Source organism: Virgibacillus dokdonensis, from assembly GCF_900166595.1.
Lineage (GTDB): Bacteria > Bacillota > Bacilli > Bacillales > Amphibacillaceae > Virgibacillus > Virgibacillus dokdonensis.
Map to the genome: position 1 here is coordinate 3,789,514 of NZ_LT745763.1, position 15,193 is coordinate 3,804,706.

A 15,193-nucleotide genomic window follows, 5' to 3' on the forward strand; every position below is an offset into this window, starting at 1 on the left:
GAAAACAGAAAAAACCCTTATCACCGTGCTTATGATTATTGGCGGAATTTTAGTATCCATTCCATTCATTTGGATGATAACAAGTGCCTTTAAACCTGAGAGTGAAGCATTGCGCATTCCACCAACTATATTACCGGAAGATCCAACGCTGGATAATTTTAAGCACCTATTTACAGAATTAAATTTCTTAGTCTATTTACGAAATACATTAATTATCGTCGCTTTTTCGTTTGTCGGCTTATTGTTTAACGGCATGGCAGGATACGGTTTTGCTAAGTTTGCATTTAAAGGCAGGGAAAAAATATTCTATCTTGTTCTAGCAACTATGATGATCCCAGGCCAAGTAACGATGATACCTGTTTACTTATTACTTAATGGAATGGGCCTCACCAACACGTTACCGGGTATTATTTTGCCAGGTCTAGTCGCAGCATTTAGCATTTTCTTATTCCGACAGTTTATGAGCACGATACCAACGGATTTAATTGAAGCTGCACGTTTAGACGGAGCGGGAGAATTTTATATTTTTTTCCGGCTTATTATTCCTATTGCTAAACCTATTTTTGCCGTACAAGGAATTCTTGCATTTATCGGCGCATGGAACAGTTTCTTATGGCCTTTAATTATCGCGAATGACGAGAGCCTCTATACGCTTTCTGTAGGTTTATCTTTATTACAAGGCCAGTATGGCAATAATTTTGCTTTACAAATGGCAGGAGCAGCCTTTATGGTTGTACCAATTATTATCATCTTTGCTTTCTTTCAAAAATACATTGTGGAAGGTTTTACCATGTCCGGTATTAAATAATAAAACACTAGTGATGTTCAAGTGTAGCAAAGCAACTTGAAACGTTTTACAGTTATAAGAGGATAAACTAGGCTATATCACTCTTCTTCACATGAGCTATCTAAACGCCGAAATTAACTACAGAACCGTTTGGACGACCACATTTTTGAATAGATAGTGCTAACGACATCAATCTAAGATACAATAATAGAAGCATGGAATCGTTTTTATGTTTTTAATGGAGGAAGTGTATGCATGGCAACAATAAAAGATGTAGCAAAGCTTGCTGGAGTTGCAGTATCTACTGCTTCTTATGCGTTAAACAATAGCGATAAAGTAAGCCAAACTACAAAAGAAAAAGTAGCAGCAGCGGCAAAGTCATTAAACTATAGAAAGAATGGCTTAGCTTCTGATTTAAAAAGGACAAATACAAATACGATCGCGTTAATTTTGAGCGATTTGTCAGGTCCTTATTACTCAGAGTTAATTCAAGGCGTGCAAGATGTAACTACTGCAAACGGCTTTGACTTAATTGCCTGCAGCTCTATCGGTGGGGCAGATTCTACGGCGGTAAAATTTTTACAAGAAAAACGGGTAGATGGGGCGATTATACTTGCACATAATATTAGCGACGAGGTAACCGTGCAATCCGCTCGTAAAGGATTTCCGCTTGTTGTATTGGATAGAAATTTAGATAGTAGCTTTATTTATAATATTGAAGTTGATAATATCCATGGCGGATATTTAGCAACAGAGCATTTAATCCAACATGACCATAGCGAAATTGCATATGTGAGCGGTCCTTACAACTCGCACGATAATCAACTTCGCTTCCAAGGGTACTTGGATGCTTTAAAAGATTACAACATCCCTTATAAGTCCAAATGGAAAATCATCGGTGACTTCACTCGAGAAAGCGGGTATCGCGCAACCAAGATGCTCATTGCACAACGTCAATTACCACATGCTATTTTTTATGCCAATGACGAAATGGCTATAGGTGGATTAGAAGCGTTAAGAGAAAATGATATTTCTGTCCCTAATGACTTATCCGTTATTGGATTTGACGACATTCAACTAGCCGAATATGTCTCTCCTCCGCTTTCAACAATAAAACAACCAAAATATGAAGCAGGTTCGTTAGCCGTTCATGTTATTTTTCAAGTATTAGCAGGAGAAAAAGTCGACCATCAATACACATTATCAACCGAATTAGTAAAGCGGCAATCTGTAATGCAGAGGACTATCTCCTGAAAATTCTACCAAACAGCATACAAATGAAACGTAATAACTACAGGCAATTATTTTTGATGTGGGGGGCTCTCCCCCATTCTTCTATTACGCGTTGTTTGATATAAAGTGAATCTTCAATCAGTGAGGGTTTCTTTCATCCCCCACTGATTGTTAGTACGGCAAGGGTATGTCCTAAAGACCTCTTACGAAAAAGGGGATTTAGGTGCTGTTATCTCCCACTTAGACTTGTTCAGCCACATCTCTTATTCTTAAAGTGGGAGCCTTACAGCACCTTATATACGGGATAAACTAGTATAGTTACATCCATTCAAATACACACAAACGGCGCCACCGCACTATATTCAACTTAATAACCTAAACAAGTGATCCAAATTGATGAAAACCTATGATGATTAACATAAAAATGATCACTGTTATGGCTGGATGGTTCCACATTTTTTTGCCTTCACTAGCAGTTTCCCGTATTCCCCACAAAATGAATACAATGGTCCATAAAAACAGCATAAACATAATCCGAATCAAGGGATCTTGATATTCTTGCATGATCATTTCTCCCAACATCGATCCCATCATGCCACCCATCACACCAGATAAAGCGCCATCTAACACAGCCCATATACTGACAGGAATACCCACCAAGCATCCAAGCACCATCCCAATCAGCACCGCAATAACAGTGGACTGAAATAAATTGCCACTTAAGAGTATACCAACAATAACCCCAATGGCAATGCCCGCACTCATCCCAATAGCCATCGCAACCATCATTCCAGTCATGTGTGATATGTTGTTTCGATACATAACCGTAATAACAAGCACAAACGCAGACAAACTAATAATCGTTATTAACATAAGCAATAATGCTATTGTCATACCATTTACCCCTTTACTCGTCCTACTTTCAATATATGTCCATTGTTTCTAATCATTCATTTCATGATAAAAAAAGCGCAAATTCTTCCTTATAATCATTATCTGTATTTTCTTGACATATTCGAGCCTCACCATTACGATTAGTTTAATCATTATTTTCTAAATATTTAATAATAAATATTCCATTAACTGTAATTGGGTAGATATTTTTTAGGAGGAAACATAGTTGAAAAATCACGATGAATACCTTTATATAGGAAGACAATTACTAGATGCGCAACCATTTAGCAAATTTGTAGGCGCCAAACTAACTACATTTAATGAAGGGGAAGCTGTGCTAGAAATACCAATAAAAGAAAATCTACTACAGCAAAATGGCTTTGTCCACGGTGGTGTTTTAAGCTATGCTGCTGATAATGCATTAACTTTTACAGGAGGATCTGTTTTGGGCCCACATGTATTAACGTCCGAATACAAGATTAATTATGTACGTCCAGCTATTGGAGAAAGTTTAATTGCTACCGGCTTAGTAGTGTATGCCGGAAAACGTCAAGCCGTATGTCGTTGTGATGTGGAAGTAATCAAGAACGGCGAAAAGAAACTTTGCGCCACTGCTCAAGGAACCATTGTAACCTTTGACCCTTCATTAAAAATTTAACTACCATATAATAGATTGGAGAAAAGATAATGCGTATTACCCAACCAACCATCAAAGAATTAAAGAGTGAGCAAGAGTGGATAGAAGCTTTTCCAATTATGAAACAATTAAGAACACATTTAAATACGCATTCCTTTATAGAACTAGTCTCACAAGCGGTGGAAGAGAATGATTACCAACTTTTTGCTTTATATGATGAAAATCGCATCGTGGCTGTTTGTGGGTTTATGCCAACGATTACGTTATACAACGGTAAATCCATATGGGTCTGTGACTTAGTTACTGACTCCAGCTTACGTTCAAAAGGATACGGGAAAACCCTCTTAAACTATGTTGAACATTGGGCAAAAAAGCAAAACTATGACGTTGTTTCTCTTTCTTCTGGATTACAACGTGCGTCAGCACATCAATTTTACGAAGAAAAAATGGAGTATGGTAAAACGAGTTATGTCTTCGTTAAAAAACTATAAACTTTAGAAAAACTTCGATTGTCACCAAATCTTATGGCAGAAGCCTTAGTTTTGCTTATACTATAAACCCCAAAAAATCAAATCCTATGCTTTCCTATAGTACAAATAAACTCGGCAATGTCTATACTAAAGGTTGCCGATTTTTACATGCTTCTGTTCGAATAAAAGTGCATTTCTAACCTATAACAAAAAGAATATCATGTGTTCACCTAAGACCGCAGAAACAGTCTAATGGTCATTTTGACGTATGCCATCCATAATGAATTGGATTAGTTGCTCCACTTCGTATTCATGAATCCTATCTACATCTACAATAACAAAACGCGAGATGATAAATCCCCCTAAAACAGAAAGCAGTATATTGACGACATCATCTGTTGGAATATTTTTCAGTTCCTGCTTCGTTTTAAACGTTTCAATCGCCTTTCTAAAACGATAACGAATTTCATTAGCCAAATAAGGTAACAACTCTTTCTTTAAGGATTCATTGTATATGATCTCTTTCATAACCACTTGTAAAATTTGTTTATTCTCAGAAAAGAACTGAATTCTATTATAAAGAAACGCACGTAAAAATTCTTCAAACGTCGTTGTTTCTGCTGGCAGGACTTCAGCAAATACTTCTTCTGCCATGCCAGGAAGGGATGATTTGAAGAATGGCAAGATGACAGAACGCAATACATTCTCTTTCGTTCCATAATGCTTAAAAATAAGACCTTCTGCAACCCCTGCTTGTTTGGCAATTTCATTTGTAGACGTGTTCGCATACCCTTTTTCAGCAAATAATTGAATTGCTGTCTCTATAATCTTTTGTTGCTTTTCTGTCTGTTTTTTAGAACGTTTCGCCTCTGCAATCATGGAATCCAATAAGTTGTTGTACGTCAAATTACTTCCGTCCTTTCTATACAAAATACGTCCCTAATATTTACTTCATAGAAAATACATTGTTACAATTTTCGGTATTTCTTTAATCCAATTAAATTCAAGATAATGAGTACGAATGCAAATAACAGTAACACATACAAATCCCCAGTTATATCAGCTAGCCCTAAGCCTTCATACATTACGCTCTGTAACGCATCTCCAGCGTAATAAAGCGGCATTAATTTTGCTAATACTTGTAGCCAATCTGCCATGCCTTCCAGTGGAATAATCCCCGAAAAGAAAATTTGTGGAATCACAACGATTGGAATAAACTGCATCATTTGAAACTCCGATTCAGCAAAGGCAGATAGTAAGATGCCTAAAGATAAGGCAACTAAAGCTAACATCAAATTGATGAGAAGCACATTCCAAATCGAGCCGATTAAAACCATTTGAAGTACATTCACAGCAAAGAAAACTACAATAATCGTTTGCAATAAAGCAAATATGCCAAAACCGATTAAATATGCAGCAACAATTTCCCCTCTTTTAACAGGAGAAGCCATTAATCGTTCTAATGTTCCAGTCGTTCGTTCCTTCAATAAACCAATACCCGAAATAAGGAACACGAAGAAAAACACAAAAAAGCCGATAAATAACGGACCTAACCGATCAAAAAACACGGTATCTTCATTTCCATAGACATATGAAATGGCAACTGTATTGTCCTCTTGGTTTAAACTTTTTTGCATCTGATCAGGAATTTGCATCTTACTTGTTATTTGCTTTATGTTCATTTCAAGCGTTCGCGAAATCGTTGGATCACTATTTAATAGCGTAAGTTGCTGTTTTTCATCATCCATTTTTAAAAATCCGTCCAATTCATCGTCAACTACTGTAGCATGGGCATTTTTAACATTTGTATATTTCTGCACCTCTATATTTTTTGCTTCTAACTTATTAATAAAACTATCATCTGCACCCTCTATACCTAAAAGCGGATCTACTTGTTCGCTGTTAAATAACAAATGCATGAGGGTCAATATGAATAGAGGGGCAACCAATAATAATGCTAATGTTCGTTTATCTCGAAACATCTGCTTAAAAATACGTCGCACAATCGCCTTTATCCTCATACTACATTCGCCCCGCTTTCAAAAACACGTCATCTAAATTATTTGCACTATAATTCTTTTTTAATGCATATGGAGAACCTGTTGTAATAATGGCTCCCTCCCTAATCATTGCAATACAATCACATTTTTCCGCTTCATCCATGACATGCGTTGTCACGATAATGGTCTTTCCTTCTTCGTTTTTTAGGCGTAACAATTCATTCCAAATGCTAAGCCGTAATGCAGGATCAATGCCAACAGTTGGTTCATCTAAAATAAGAACATCAGGATTTTGAATGAAGGCAATAGCAAGCGATAGTCGGCGTTTCATCCCACCAGAATAGGTAGAGACTTTTTTGGACAAATCTTTTTCTAGATTCACCAAATCCGCCACATACTTTATCCTTTCTTTCAGCTGCTGGGTTTTCAATTGATAAAGCGAACCAAAAAATTGCAAGTTTTCTCTTCCTGTTAACTCAAAGTACAAGGCATCCGATTGCGCCATATAACCAATTCTTTGCATTAAAGACAAGTTCGGCATAGATTGTCCGAGCACATGAATCTCCCCTTGATCGGGAACTTCCATTCCAACCACCATTTTGACTAAGGTTGTCTTACCAGCTCCTGAAGGTCCAATTAAACCATAGACACTCCCTTCCCCTATCATCAAATCTACCTGTCGTAGCACGTTATTTTTCCGATAACGCTTACTAACATTTTTAACTGACACCGCATGTTGCAATGGTATCTCCACCTTTTTATAAAGTGATTACTTACTCACTATAATTTAATCAAAACTCACACAAAGTGTCAATGCAATTCCTATCTGCTTTCCTTCCTCTTAGAAAGACTTGGCTTGTCGCCAAGTCTTATGGCAAAAACCTTTGTTTTTATTATACTATAAATCAAAACATCTTATACTCCCTCTATATACTAACGTTTTCTTTCCTATAGTGATAAAAAGCTACTACTAAAAACGCTATAATTAAAGAATAGCTGCTAGCATACCTTTTTTCATCTCCAACGAAGACCACTTTCTTCCTTGTTTTATTTACACATGCTTAAAAACCCCCTAGCCAAAACTGCTATATGTTTATAGTTTTGTCACATTTTGTCGTTTTTTATCAATACGAGGCTATAACTGAGTGGTATAATAGGAATTGGATATAAAAGTTCATTTTTGGGAGGCTTTATAATGGAAAAAGTAGCCGTAGTTACAGGATCCGCAGAAGGCTTAGGAAAAGGGATTGCTCATCGTTTATGTAAAGATGGGTTTAAAGTAGTCGTTCATGACATTAATGAACCAATGCTAAACCAAACAGTAAAAGAGTTTAAAGAAGAAGGTTTTGACGTCCATGGCGTTGTTGGTAATGTTGCCAAACGAGAAGACCAGTTTAATGTAGTGAAAGAAACAGTAGCACATTTCGGTCGTTTAGATGTATTCATAAATAACGCTGGCGTTGACGCAATTACACCTTTCTTACAAGTTGAAGAAGAAGAGCTAAATCGCTCATTCCAAATCAATGTAAATGGTACTGTATTCGGTACACAAGCTGCTGCCGAACAATTTATAAAACAGGAAACAAAAGGGAAAGTAATTAACGCATGTAGCATTGCTGGCCATGAATCATATGAAATGCTAAGTACTTATTCCGCTACAAAGCATGCTGTAAGATCTTTTACCCATTCATCAGCCAAAGAGTTAGCTAAACACCAAATCACAGTGAATGCATACTGCCCTGGTATAGCAAAAACAAGAATGTGGGATAGAATTGATGAAGAAATGGTAAAACATAGCGATAACTTAAAACCAGGTGAAGCTTTTGAACAATATTCTTCTGCTATCGCTTTACAACGTTATCAAACTCCAGAAGATGTTGCTAACTTAGTTTCATTCCTAGCTTCCGATGATGCAGATTACATTACAGGTCAAACGATTCTAACGGATGGTGGCCTTGTTTATAGATAAACAAATAAACGGCATAGCTGACACACCCCCAATTGTTCATTTCAGCTAGATCGATATTGTTTTCTCATTATGTTGCTTTCATAATAATCTGCCGGAAAATGACCGGCAGATTTTGTTTTTATTCATTAATCTATTTATATTGGATTTAACTGCTAGAAGAACTTCCAAACGTGAATAATAAACGTACCGATTCTTCTTTTACAGAATCACTCCACTAATATCCCAAAGTAAACGTTTCCGGACAAAATGATATGATCACATGCATTATTCCCACTTAAAAAATTTGATAGAAAGCACTGTACATATTACTGCAACAATCGCCATTACCATGATTGGAAGTAATACATGGTCCATTTCCATTCCAAGAGAGGCCGCTTTTATTAGCTTAATACCCTGCGTCATCGGCATTATATCAGCCACTCTTTGAAGTGCCTCTGGCATAACTTCATAAGGCAATGTTGCACCCGAAAAAATAAGCATAGGAAAATACAATAAAATGGCTAATACACTAGCTGTTTTTGTATTAGGTGCGAGACCACCAACCATCATGCCGATACTAAAAATAGATAGCATAACTAAAAAATAACCACCCAAAAAATAAAACCACGATCCTACCAATTGGAAATTGAAAAATAATACGGCAACAAGATAAAGAAGCAGAAGTGACGCGACGGCATATAATGCATAAATGACTAATTGTACGAACAGAATCATCACAGGTGTAACGGGGGTTACTTTAAAACGTTTCAGTATTTTTTTACTGCGGTATTCAGATATTACTAATGGAAGACCCATGACTCCACCAGCCAAAATGGAAATGGTAACAAGCGCTCCAAAGGACTGCTGTAAAAAAGTATAATCTGCTCCATGAAAAGCAGGGTTGTCTTCATAGATAATACCTAGGATGACTAACACGATTAGCGGCATACAAATAGCAAAAATGAACATATCCATTCCTCTTAGCGAAAGTTTTAATTCTGTTTTAAGCATAGTTCTAAAGGTACTCATTTCCCATTTCCTCCTCTGTATACCATAAATAAGTATCTTCAAATTTATCAAAAGGACTTGAAGCTATAGCGTCTTCAACTGTTCCATGAAACACCATCTGCCCTTTCCTCAAAATGCAAATGCCATCACAGAGATTTTCCACTTCATCCATAAAATGTGAGGTTAAGAAAATGGTTAGCCCCTTTTTCTTTAAACTAGTAAGAATTTTCCATACATCTCGTCTTGCTCTTTCATCAAGCCCAGTTGTTAATTCATCCAAAAAAACAACTTCTGGTTGAGGGATAAGAGCAAGAACAATGAATAGCCTTTGACGCTGCCCTCCCGAAAGCTTGCTAACAAGATTTTTACGCTTATCAAAAATACCAAATTGCTCCAATAATTTTTTATAATTATCCGTTTTCTTATAAAAAGATTGCGTTACTTCGCATAATTCTTGGACTGTTATTTTTTCTTGATAATGTGCTTCCTGAAATTGCACCCCTACTCTTTGAAACAATTGTTTTCTTTCTTTCCATGGGTTTTTCCCTAAAATAGTAACTCTTCCACTATCTGCTTTTTTGGTACCTAGCATACATTCAATCGTTGTGCTTTTTCCCGCACCATTTGCACCAAGTAAGCCAAATACCGCTCCCCTTTTTATGGAAAGACTCAAATTTTTTATTACTGGTAGCCCATTAAAAGACTTCGATAGGTGCTCCACACGAATAACGTCTTGCATAGACATTTTGACATCTCCTCCTTATTTTATTGTCGAATAAAAGAATAACACCAGCGAGAAGGCTGGTGTTAAAGTGTAGGGTTTAACAAAATCTATTTTTCATATATTGCAGTTGATTAATCATGATTTGCGCGTTGCTTTCAGCTTTGTTCAATGAGTCTATTAACTTATCGCATACTGAAATAATATCTTCCTGATTCGTAGGCGTATTAAGTACTTTTTTTAAATTTGTATTAGGATTTAAAGACACGGCATGGAGCATGCGTAAAATGGACTCAAGAGAATAATTTGCACATCGAAGAGAGCGAATAATTTTCAACTGCCGAATATCTTCATCTCTATAAATGCGATAACCGTTTTTCTTACGTTTCACAGATAGGAGACCATTCATCTCCCAATTTCTAAGTGTATCCATAGAAATATGAAGATATTCAGAAACCTCTTTTCGTTTCATATGCCGTTTGTTTTGGGTTGGTTCACCGTATAGAAGCCTTTTCACAATGCGTATAGCTTCTTCTGCATTATTTCGTTCTTCTTGTAATTGTTCTATGTATTCCTGGGTAAGCTGAAGAGCCTTATCATAATCACCTAACGCTGCTGTCTTGACCATCTTGACCATTTTTTTCCTTAGTCCATTTTGTAACACTTCGATTTGGAAGGCTCGTCGGGCAAGTCTGAATTGTTCTACGTGATGATCCGTAAAAATACGATAGCCATTTACTTGACGTTTAGGTTTTGGAATAAGACCTAAATCTTCATATAGTCGTACTGTATTAGGATGAATTCCAATTAATTCAGCAATTTGCGAGGTTTTATACGTATACATAGTTTATTACCCCCATACTATTACCGTAACATGGATGGAAAGTCTGGTGTTATAATGGAGAGTTAGATGAAATTTATTCTCTAGCTTCAACGATAGTTGTGTTCATCTAATCTTGATACGATGGGCAATAACACTAATACACACCATCACCAGTTGAACTGATGGTTTTGTTTATTAATTTATTAAAATAACCTTCCCCATATTGGGTTGAGCTGTTTCAGCACATTGCACAGCTTCTTTAACCTCAAATAAAGGATAAGTTGCCGCATGCTTCATCAAAGTTACTTTTCCTTCGACGATGAATTGAATTATTTGTTTGAAGGCTTTTTGCCAATCATGTGTAGAAACTTGCTTATTCCAATGTCTTAAATGAAATAAACGCGCATTAACCTTTACTTGTGTCGAAATCAACTTCCAATCAACAGGAACTCCTGATAACAAACCAAGTGTTAAAAAATCACCATCAGGTTGTACACACAAAGCTAGCTCTGTTCCAGAAAAGCCTCCTACAGCATCAATTGCAGCTGCTACACCATTTCCATTGGTGATCTCCATCACATTATGATAGATGGATTTCGTTGTATTTGTCGAATGAATTACATGCGCAGCGCCTAATCGTTGTAGCTCCTTTTTATGATGATCATTTCGTAATACTGCAATCATCTCAATGCCGATTAACCTAGATAATTGTGCCATAATCCTACCAATAGAAGAACCAGCTGCATTAACAAGTAGCACGTCCCCTTCTTTTAAGCGTAATACTTCTGTACAAATCACCCAGGCTGTTATCGGGTTTATATATAACTGACAGGCTATATAATTAGGAATAGCATCAGGAATTGGAACCACATACTCCTTTTTTGTTTGCACAAATTCCTGCCAAGTTCCTTCTCCACGTAAAGGAAGGACTCGCATGCCGACAAGCTGTTTAGAAACCGCTTCACCAACTTCTTCAATGATGCCAACACCTTCATATCCAGGAATATTAGGCAAAGAAATACGATGTGCATAAGATCCTCTAATAGGAATAAGATCAGAAGGATTGATTGGACGTGCTAGCATTCGAACGAGCACCTCATCGGCTGCTGGTGGCGATAAATATTGGTTTCCAACTTGTAACACTCTAGTTGGTGCTCCAAACTCACAGAATTTCACACATGTAGCTTGCAAACTTACCCCCCTCGCTTATCTATTACCGTTTTGTTAATTTAATCGAAAGTTCAAATGAACGACACCTTATTGGAAATCTATTTCTTTTTTCAACTCTATGCTGTTTTATTTCTTTTCCAGGCTTTTGGTTAGCCAAATTGCTATTTGTCCTAATCACTTCAACTTCTGAGCTAACAACCTCCTTTGGTTCCTTATCTACTTCATATTATATAGCCAATAGGAACACAATACACTTGTAATATCAGAAATAATACCATACTTTTCATTAATTTATTTTCAACAATGTACTATTGCTTTTCTAAAATTAATTTATAGGTAAACAGTTTTTATGGAAATTCGCATATCATATAGTATCAAATTCTGTTTTAAAAGACATGCCTCCTCTGACCTTCACCTCTTTGGCAAAGTACGCAACTTCAGTATGTAACTTCGGATTAATCTCTTTCCAACCACTTAAAAACTTTGACCTTATTTTCCTTCATATTGCTTATCTAGGGTGAAGAGTTTATTTTCTTCTGGTGTAAGATCTGGAAATGTGATCTCCTTTACTGGTCTTTGTTTCTTTTTGTTGTAAATATTGATTGCCTCATTCTTCAATATACGTTTACAAAAACATGAAATGCACAGCGAACTTGCCACTTGGTACGACCTGGTTCTATCATGTATTTCCTCTCTTTTCGCAACTGTAAAGGTGGGTAAAAATATCGGAGAATATTTTTTTAATCAGTAAAGTCAATGGTGCTTCATAACATCTTTATTAAGATAGAAAGAATATCTGATAAAAATAAGTGCTATTATAACGAATAATCCACCAATCCAGCTTAAATTCACTATATTCGTATATTAAATAATGATTCCTCCTAATGCAGAGCACAGCATCAATCCCTTATTCATTAATGCGGTATGAAAACGGAGTACTGTTTGTGGTTTTAGTTAAATCAGATAAAACTGCTTTGCTGGTGTCGTTGACCAAGTTGCTACTCCCCAAAAAGCGAGTGTGACAAATACCCCTATGCCCATTACTGTGTAAATGCTAGTACAAACAAAGAGATATTTGAACACATACACTTAACGATATTGTTCGGTTAGGTCCCCATTCTTAAAATCGAATTTAAATATACTTCATTTCTTAATTTAAACTTTTAACACTATAAAACTGTAGAAGGATAGAAAACACCATAGATATAACAGCAAAATATATTAATGATATAGCACCGAAACCAAATGCTAGAACTCCCCCTCCTAAAGTAGCACCTACTGAACTACCCAAATAATTAAGCGAACTATTTAAAGCTACTGCCGAACTTCCATTATTCGGTTGGTAAGACATTAAAATATGCTGTTGCGGTGCCTGAGAGGCCCAACCCATTGCTCCCCAAACAAAAAATGGCAAATATCTTAATAGAGGTAGATTGATCATTAATGGAATACAAGTAATAGACAAGGTTAAGATTAATAAAATTATCGTAACTAATGTTTTCGGCTTTTTAAAATAATCAATTAAATATCCAATAATTAAACTTCCAAATAACCCACCAAACCCCCATGCCCAAAGATACATCATCAAATTACCTGTTCCTGTAAATTCTTTTATTAATGGTGAAAGATATGTATATAATCCTAGGCTAGAGATACTAGCAAAAAAAGTTATACATACTGTTACCGTTACTTTTTTATCGAGAAACATTTTTAAACGTTCAAAAAGAGCAGGTGGTGTGGGTGTTTCAATAGATGGTAAATATACAAGTATGCCAAACATTGCGACAACTCCAATGAGTACTAATAACCATATTGATGCTTGCCAACTTAACATGTCAAAAACATATAGACCTAAGGGAACACCTAACACTATACCTATACTCATCCCACCTAATGTCAAACCTATAGCTCTACCCTTTTTCTCAATCGAAACAAGTTCTGAAGCAGCTGATATTGCCAATGGAGAAAATAATCCCGCCGCTGCCCCTGCAATAGCCCTTGATACTAAAAGAATAGTAAAAGTCGGAGCGATTGCCGTGATGATATTTGCAATAGTAAAAACTAGCATGGAATATAACAATATCTTTTTTACTGACTTTCCGGCAAATAGAGATGCAAATACTGGTGCCGATAAAGCGTAAAACAATGTAAATATACTAACAGCTAACCCAACTTGTGATACATCTTTATGATACGTTTCACTGATTCCTGGAATTATCCCAGCAACAATATAAGCATCAAAACCCAAAGCAAACATACCAAATGATAATATTAAGACCTTCTTCATAAACTAGTCCTCCCAAACAGTTAACTAATGACAATTAAAAGCTTATTATGAGCTGCCTTGGTTGAAGGTAGATTACAAACCATCATAATGCGTAACCACTCATAACAATATGTTATAATAGAAACATATTCTATTAAGTACTGTAGCAAATATATTAACGATTTAGAAGAATATTTATTTCATAAGGTTATAACAAATAGTTATCACATATGGAGTTGGTACAATGAATTTAGATTGGCTGCAAAGTTTTACGGAGGCTGCAAAACAAAAGAGTTTTTCTAAAGCTGCAAGCATAAATAATATTTCCCAACCAGCTTTGAGTAAACATATTAAAAATCTAGAGATTAACTTAAACGTTAGACTATTTCATAGAACTCCAACTGGTATTACACTAACGGAAGCCGGGGAGCTTTTTTACAATAGAATTATGCCTATCATTGCAGAATTAACATTAATTCGTACAGATCTGCAAGCATTTTGTCGAAATAATCCTATTGTAATAGGTAGTTTGCCAAGCATAGCTACTTACTATTTACCGTTAAGAATAAAAGACTTCAAATTTATGGAGAGACCAGTTTCATTAATGCTTCAAAATACTTCCCATGAACTATTACAGTCTTTAAAGGAAGAGAGACTCGATGCAGTTTTTATAGAAGCAGAACATATCGATGAGTCATTATGGAGCAGCGAATTGTTTACAGAACAATACTATGCATTGTTTCCTTTAGATCATGAGTATAAATCTAAAAATAACGTTAAGCTTATCGAATTGTGTGGAGAACCATTAATTACTCATCAAGCCCCTTGTGATGTAAGGAGCCATATTGTACGTCAAATGGAATTAATTGGCTACCAGCCAAATATAGTAAGCGAAGTGTCTTTCGGTGATTTTATTTATGGTTCTGTGGCTACGGGAACAGGGATAACAATAATACCGGAATTATTGGCAAAAAACATCAATCATCTCAATGTTTTTTCTTTACCAATTGTTGATTTCGGAAGAACAAGAACGATATCTTTAGTAAGTAAAAATGAAAAACTCGGACCGATACTATATCAGTATATTAAAAACACGGACTAAACTATCACACATTTTTATCTTTTTAACCAAAAATTGCATAATAAAGCAGGGGAACATTTTGAAAGCTCCCCTGCTTATAAACGTATAACTTTTTAACTACAATCCTTCAAAAGATATTAAGTGATAATAGCCTA

Annotated in this window: 15 protein-coding genes and 1 pseudogene; 6 read left to right on the top strand and 10 right to left on the bottom strand. The window is 36.0% G+C overall.

The features are described 5' to 3' along the window. The first annotated feature begins 31 nt into the window (after nucleotides 1-31). Together B2C77_RS19075 and B2C77_RS19080 are read left to right on the top strand one after the other, a co-directional pair. Nucleotides 32-808 (top strand): carbohydrate ABC transporter permease, encoded by a 777-nt coding sequence (locus B2C77_RS19075; RefSeq protein ID WP_077706978.1) that lies wholly within the window; start codon nucleotides 32-34, stop codon nucleotides 806-808. 234 nt (nucleotides 809-1,042) lie between these two features. Then, nucleotides 1,043-2,041 (top strand): LacI family DNA-binding transcriptional regulator, encoded by a 999-nt coding sequence (locus B2C77_RS19080; protein WP_077706494.1) that lies wholly within the window; start codon nucleotides 1,043-1,045, stop codon nucleotides 2,039-2,041. 354 nt (nucleotides 2,042-2,395) lie between these two features. Here B2C77_RS19080 and B2C77_RS19085 read toward each other — a convergent pair whose 3' ends face one another. Beyond that, nucleotides 2,396-2,914: a hypothetical protein gene (locus B2C77_RS19085; RefSeq protein WP_077706495.1), complete on the bottom strand. Its 519-nt coding sequence runs from the start codon at nucleotides 2,912-2,914 to the stop codon at nucleotides 2,396-2,398. Between the two features lie 226 nt (nucleotides 2,915-3,140). Between B2C77_RS19085 and B2C77_RS19090 the strand changes: the two genes are divergently transcribed. Beyond that, nucleotides 3,141-3,572, top strand: coding sequence for a PaaI family thioesterase (locus tag B2C77_RS19090; RefSeq protein WP_176087371.1), 432 nt, complete (start codon nucleotides 3,141-3,143; stop codon nucleotides 3,570-3,572). Between the two features lie 29 nt (nucleotides 3,573-3,601). Continuing rightward, complete coding sequence (locus B2C77_RS19095; RefSeq protein WP_077706496.1) at nucleotides 3,602-4,042, top strand: GNAT family N-acetyltransferase; 441 nt, start codon at nucleotides 3,602-3,604, stop codon at nucleotides 4,040-4,042. Nucleotides 4,043-4,270: 228 nt separating this feature from the next. Here B2C77_RS19095 and B2C77_RS19100 read toward each other — a convergent pair whose 3' ends face one another. The 3 genes from B2C77_RS19100 to B2C77_RS19110 all read right to left on the bottom strand — a co-directional run bounded on the left by B2C77_RS19100 (nucleotide 4,271) and on the right by B2C77_RS19110 (nucleotide 6,763). Continuing rightward, on the bottom strand, nucleotides 4,271-4,927 hold the full coding sequence (locus B2C77_RS19100; protein WP_077706497.1) for a TetR/AcrR family transcriptional regulator: 657 nt from the start codon (nucleotides 4,925-4,927) through the stop codon (nucleotides 4,271-4,273). 62 nt (nucleotides 4,928-4,989) lie between these two features. Further along, the gene (locus tag B2C77_RS19105; protein ID WP_077706498.1) at nucleotides 4,990-6,042 is read right to left on the bottom strand and encodes an ABC transporter permease; all 1,053 of its coding nucleotides are present in this window, start codon (nucleotides 6,040-6,042) and stop codon (nucleotides 4,990-4,992) included. 1 nt (nucleotide 6,043) lies between these two features. After that, nucleotides 6,044-6,763: an ABC transporter ATP-binding protein gene (locus B2C77_RS19110; protein WP_077706499.1), complete on the bottom strand. Its 720-nt coding sequence runs from the start codon at nucleotides 6,761-6,763 to the stop codon at nucleotides 6,044-6,046. 453 nt (nucleotides 6,764-7,216) lie between these two features. Between B2C77_RS19110 and B2C77_RS19115 the strand changes: the two genes are divergently transcribed. Beyond that, nucleotides 7,217-7,990, top strand: a complete 774-nt coding sequence (locus B2C77_RS19115) for an acetoin reductase (protein WP_077706500.1) — start codon at nucleotides 7,217-7,219, stop codon at nucleotides 7,988-7,990. Between the two features lie 264 nt (nucleotides 7,991-8,254). On the opposite strand, the gene B2C77_RS19120 is transcribed toward B2C77_RS19115, so the two are convergent. The 6 genes and pseudogenes from B2C77_RS19120 to B2C77_RS19150 all read right to left on the bottom strand — a co-directional run bounded on the left by B2C77_RS19120 (nucleotide 8,255) and on the right by B2C77_RS19150 (nucleotide 13,978). Then, a complete protein-coding gene (locus B2C77_RS19120) occupies nucleotides 8,255-8,998 on the bottom strand; it encodes an ABC transporter permease (protein WP_077706501.1) in 744 nt (247 codons plus the stop codon). Continuing rightward, nucleotides 8,985-9,722, bottom strand: a complete 738-nt coding sequence (locus tag B2C77_RS19125; RefSeq protein ID WP_438272970.1) for an ABC transporter ATP-binding protein — start codon at nucleotides 9,720-9,722, stop codon at nucleotides 8,985-8,987. Before B2C77_RS19125 ends, B2C77_RS19120 begins: the two co-directional genes overlap by 14 nt. Before the next feature lie 76 nt (nucleotides 9,723-9,798). Continuing rightward, entirely contained in the window at nucleotides 9,799-10,542 is a 744-nt protein-coding gene (locus B2C77_RS19130; RefSeq protein ID WP_077706502.1) for a MerR family transcriptional regulator, read from the bottom strand. Nucleotides 10,543-10,716: 174 nt separating this feature from the next. After that, a complete protein-coding gene (locus B2C77_RS19135; RefSeq protein WP_077706503.1) occupies nucleotides 10,717-11,712 on the bottom strand; it encodes a zinc-dependent alcohol dehydrogenase family protein in 996 nt (331 codons plus the stop codon). A gap of 732 nt (nucleotides 11,713-12,444) precedes the next feature. Next, a pseudogene (locus tag B2C77_RS22570) lies at nucleotides 12,445-12,808 on the bottom strand (MFS transporter); the annotation flags it as partial. 33 nt (nucleotides 12,809-12,841) lie between these two features. Further along, nucleotides 12,842-13,978 carry an MFS transporter gene (locus B2C77_RS19150; RefSeq protein WP_077706504.1) on the bottom strand — a complete coding sequence of 379 codons (1,137 nt, stop codon included), beginning with the start codon at nucleotides 13,976-13,978 and terminating at the stop codon, nucleotides 12,842-12,844. 223 nt (nucleotides 13,979-14,201) lie between these two features. Here B2C77_RS19150 and B2C77_RS19155 point away from each other — a divergent pair, with 223 nt between their 5' ends. Continuing rightward, nucleotides 14,202-15,059 (top strand): LysR family transcriptional regulator, encoded by an 858-nt coding sequence (locus tag B2C77_RS19155; RefSeq protein WP_077706505.1) that lies wholly within the window; start codon nucleotides 14,202-14,204, stop codon nucleotides 15,057-15,059. Nucleotides 15,060-15,193: the final 134 nt, after the last annotated feature.

Bases quoted from the DNA above. Each gene is read 5' to 3' on its own strand.
- B2C77_RS19080 (WP_077706494.1), top strand. From the start codon at position 1,043: ATGGCAACAATAAAAGATGTAGCAAAGCTTGCTGGAGTTGCAGTATCT.
- B2C77_RS19085 (WP_077706495.1), bottom strand. From the start codon at position 2,914: ATGACAATAGCATTATTGCTTATGTTAATAACGATTATTAGTTTGTCT.
- B2C77_RS19095 (WP_077706496.1), top strand. From the start codon at position 3,602: ATGCGTATTACCCAACCAACCATCAAAGAATTAAAGAGTGAGCAAGAG.
- B2C77_RS19075 (WP_077706978.1), top strand. From the start codon at position 32: ATGATTATTGGCGGAATTTTAGTATCCATTCCATTCATTTGGATGATA.
- B2C77_RS19125 (WP_438272970.1), bottom strand. From the start codon at position 9,722: ATGTCTATGCAAGACGTTATTCGTGTGGAGCACCTATCGAAGTCTTTT.
- B2C77_RS19130 (WP_077706502.1), bottom strand. From the start codon at position 10,542: ATGTATACGTATAAAACCTCGCAAATTGCTGAATTAATTGGAATTCAT.
- B2C77_RS19115 (WP_077706500.1), top strand. From the start codon at position 7,217: ATGGAAAAAGTAGCCGTAGTTACAGGATCCGCAGAAGGCTTAGGAAAA.
- B2C77_RS19105 (WP_077706498.1), bottom strand. From the start codon at position 6,042: ATGAGGATAAAGGCGATTGTGCGACGTATTTTTAAGCAGATGTTTCGA.
- B2C77_RS19150 (WP_077706504.1), bottom strand. From the start codon at position 13,978: ATGAAGAAGGTCTTAATATTATCATTTGGTATGTTTGCTTTGGGTTTT.
- B2C77_RS19120 (WP_077706501.1), bottom strand. From the start codon at position 8,998: ATGAGTACCTTTAGAACTATGCTTAAAACAGAATTAAAACTTTCGCTA.
- B2C77_RS19155 (WP_077706505.1), top strand. From the start codon at position 14,202: ATGAATTTAGATTGGCTGCAAAGTTTTACGGAGGCTGCAAAACAAAAG.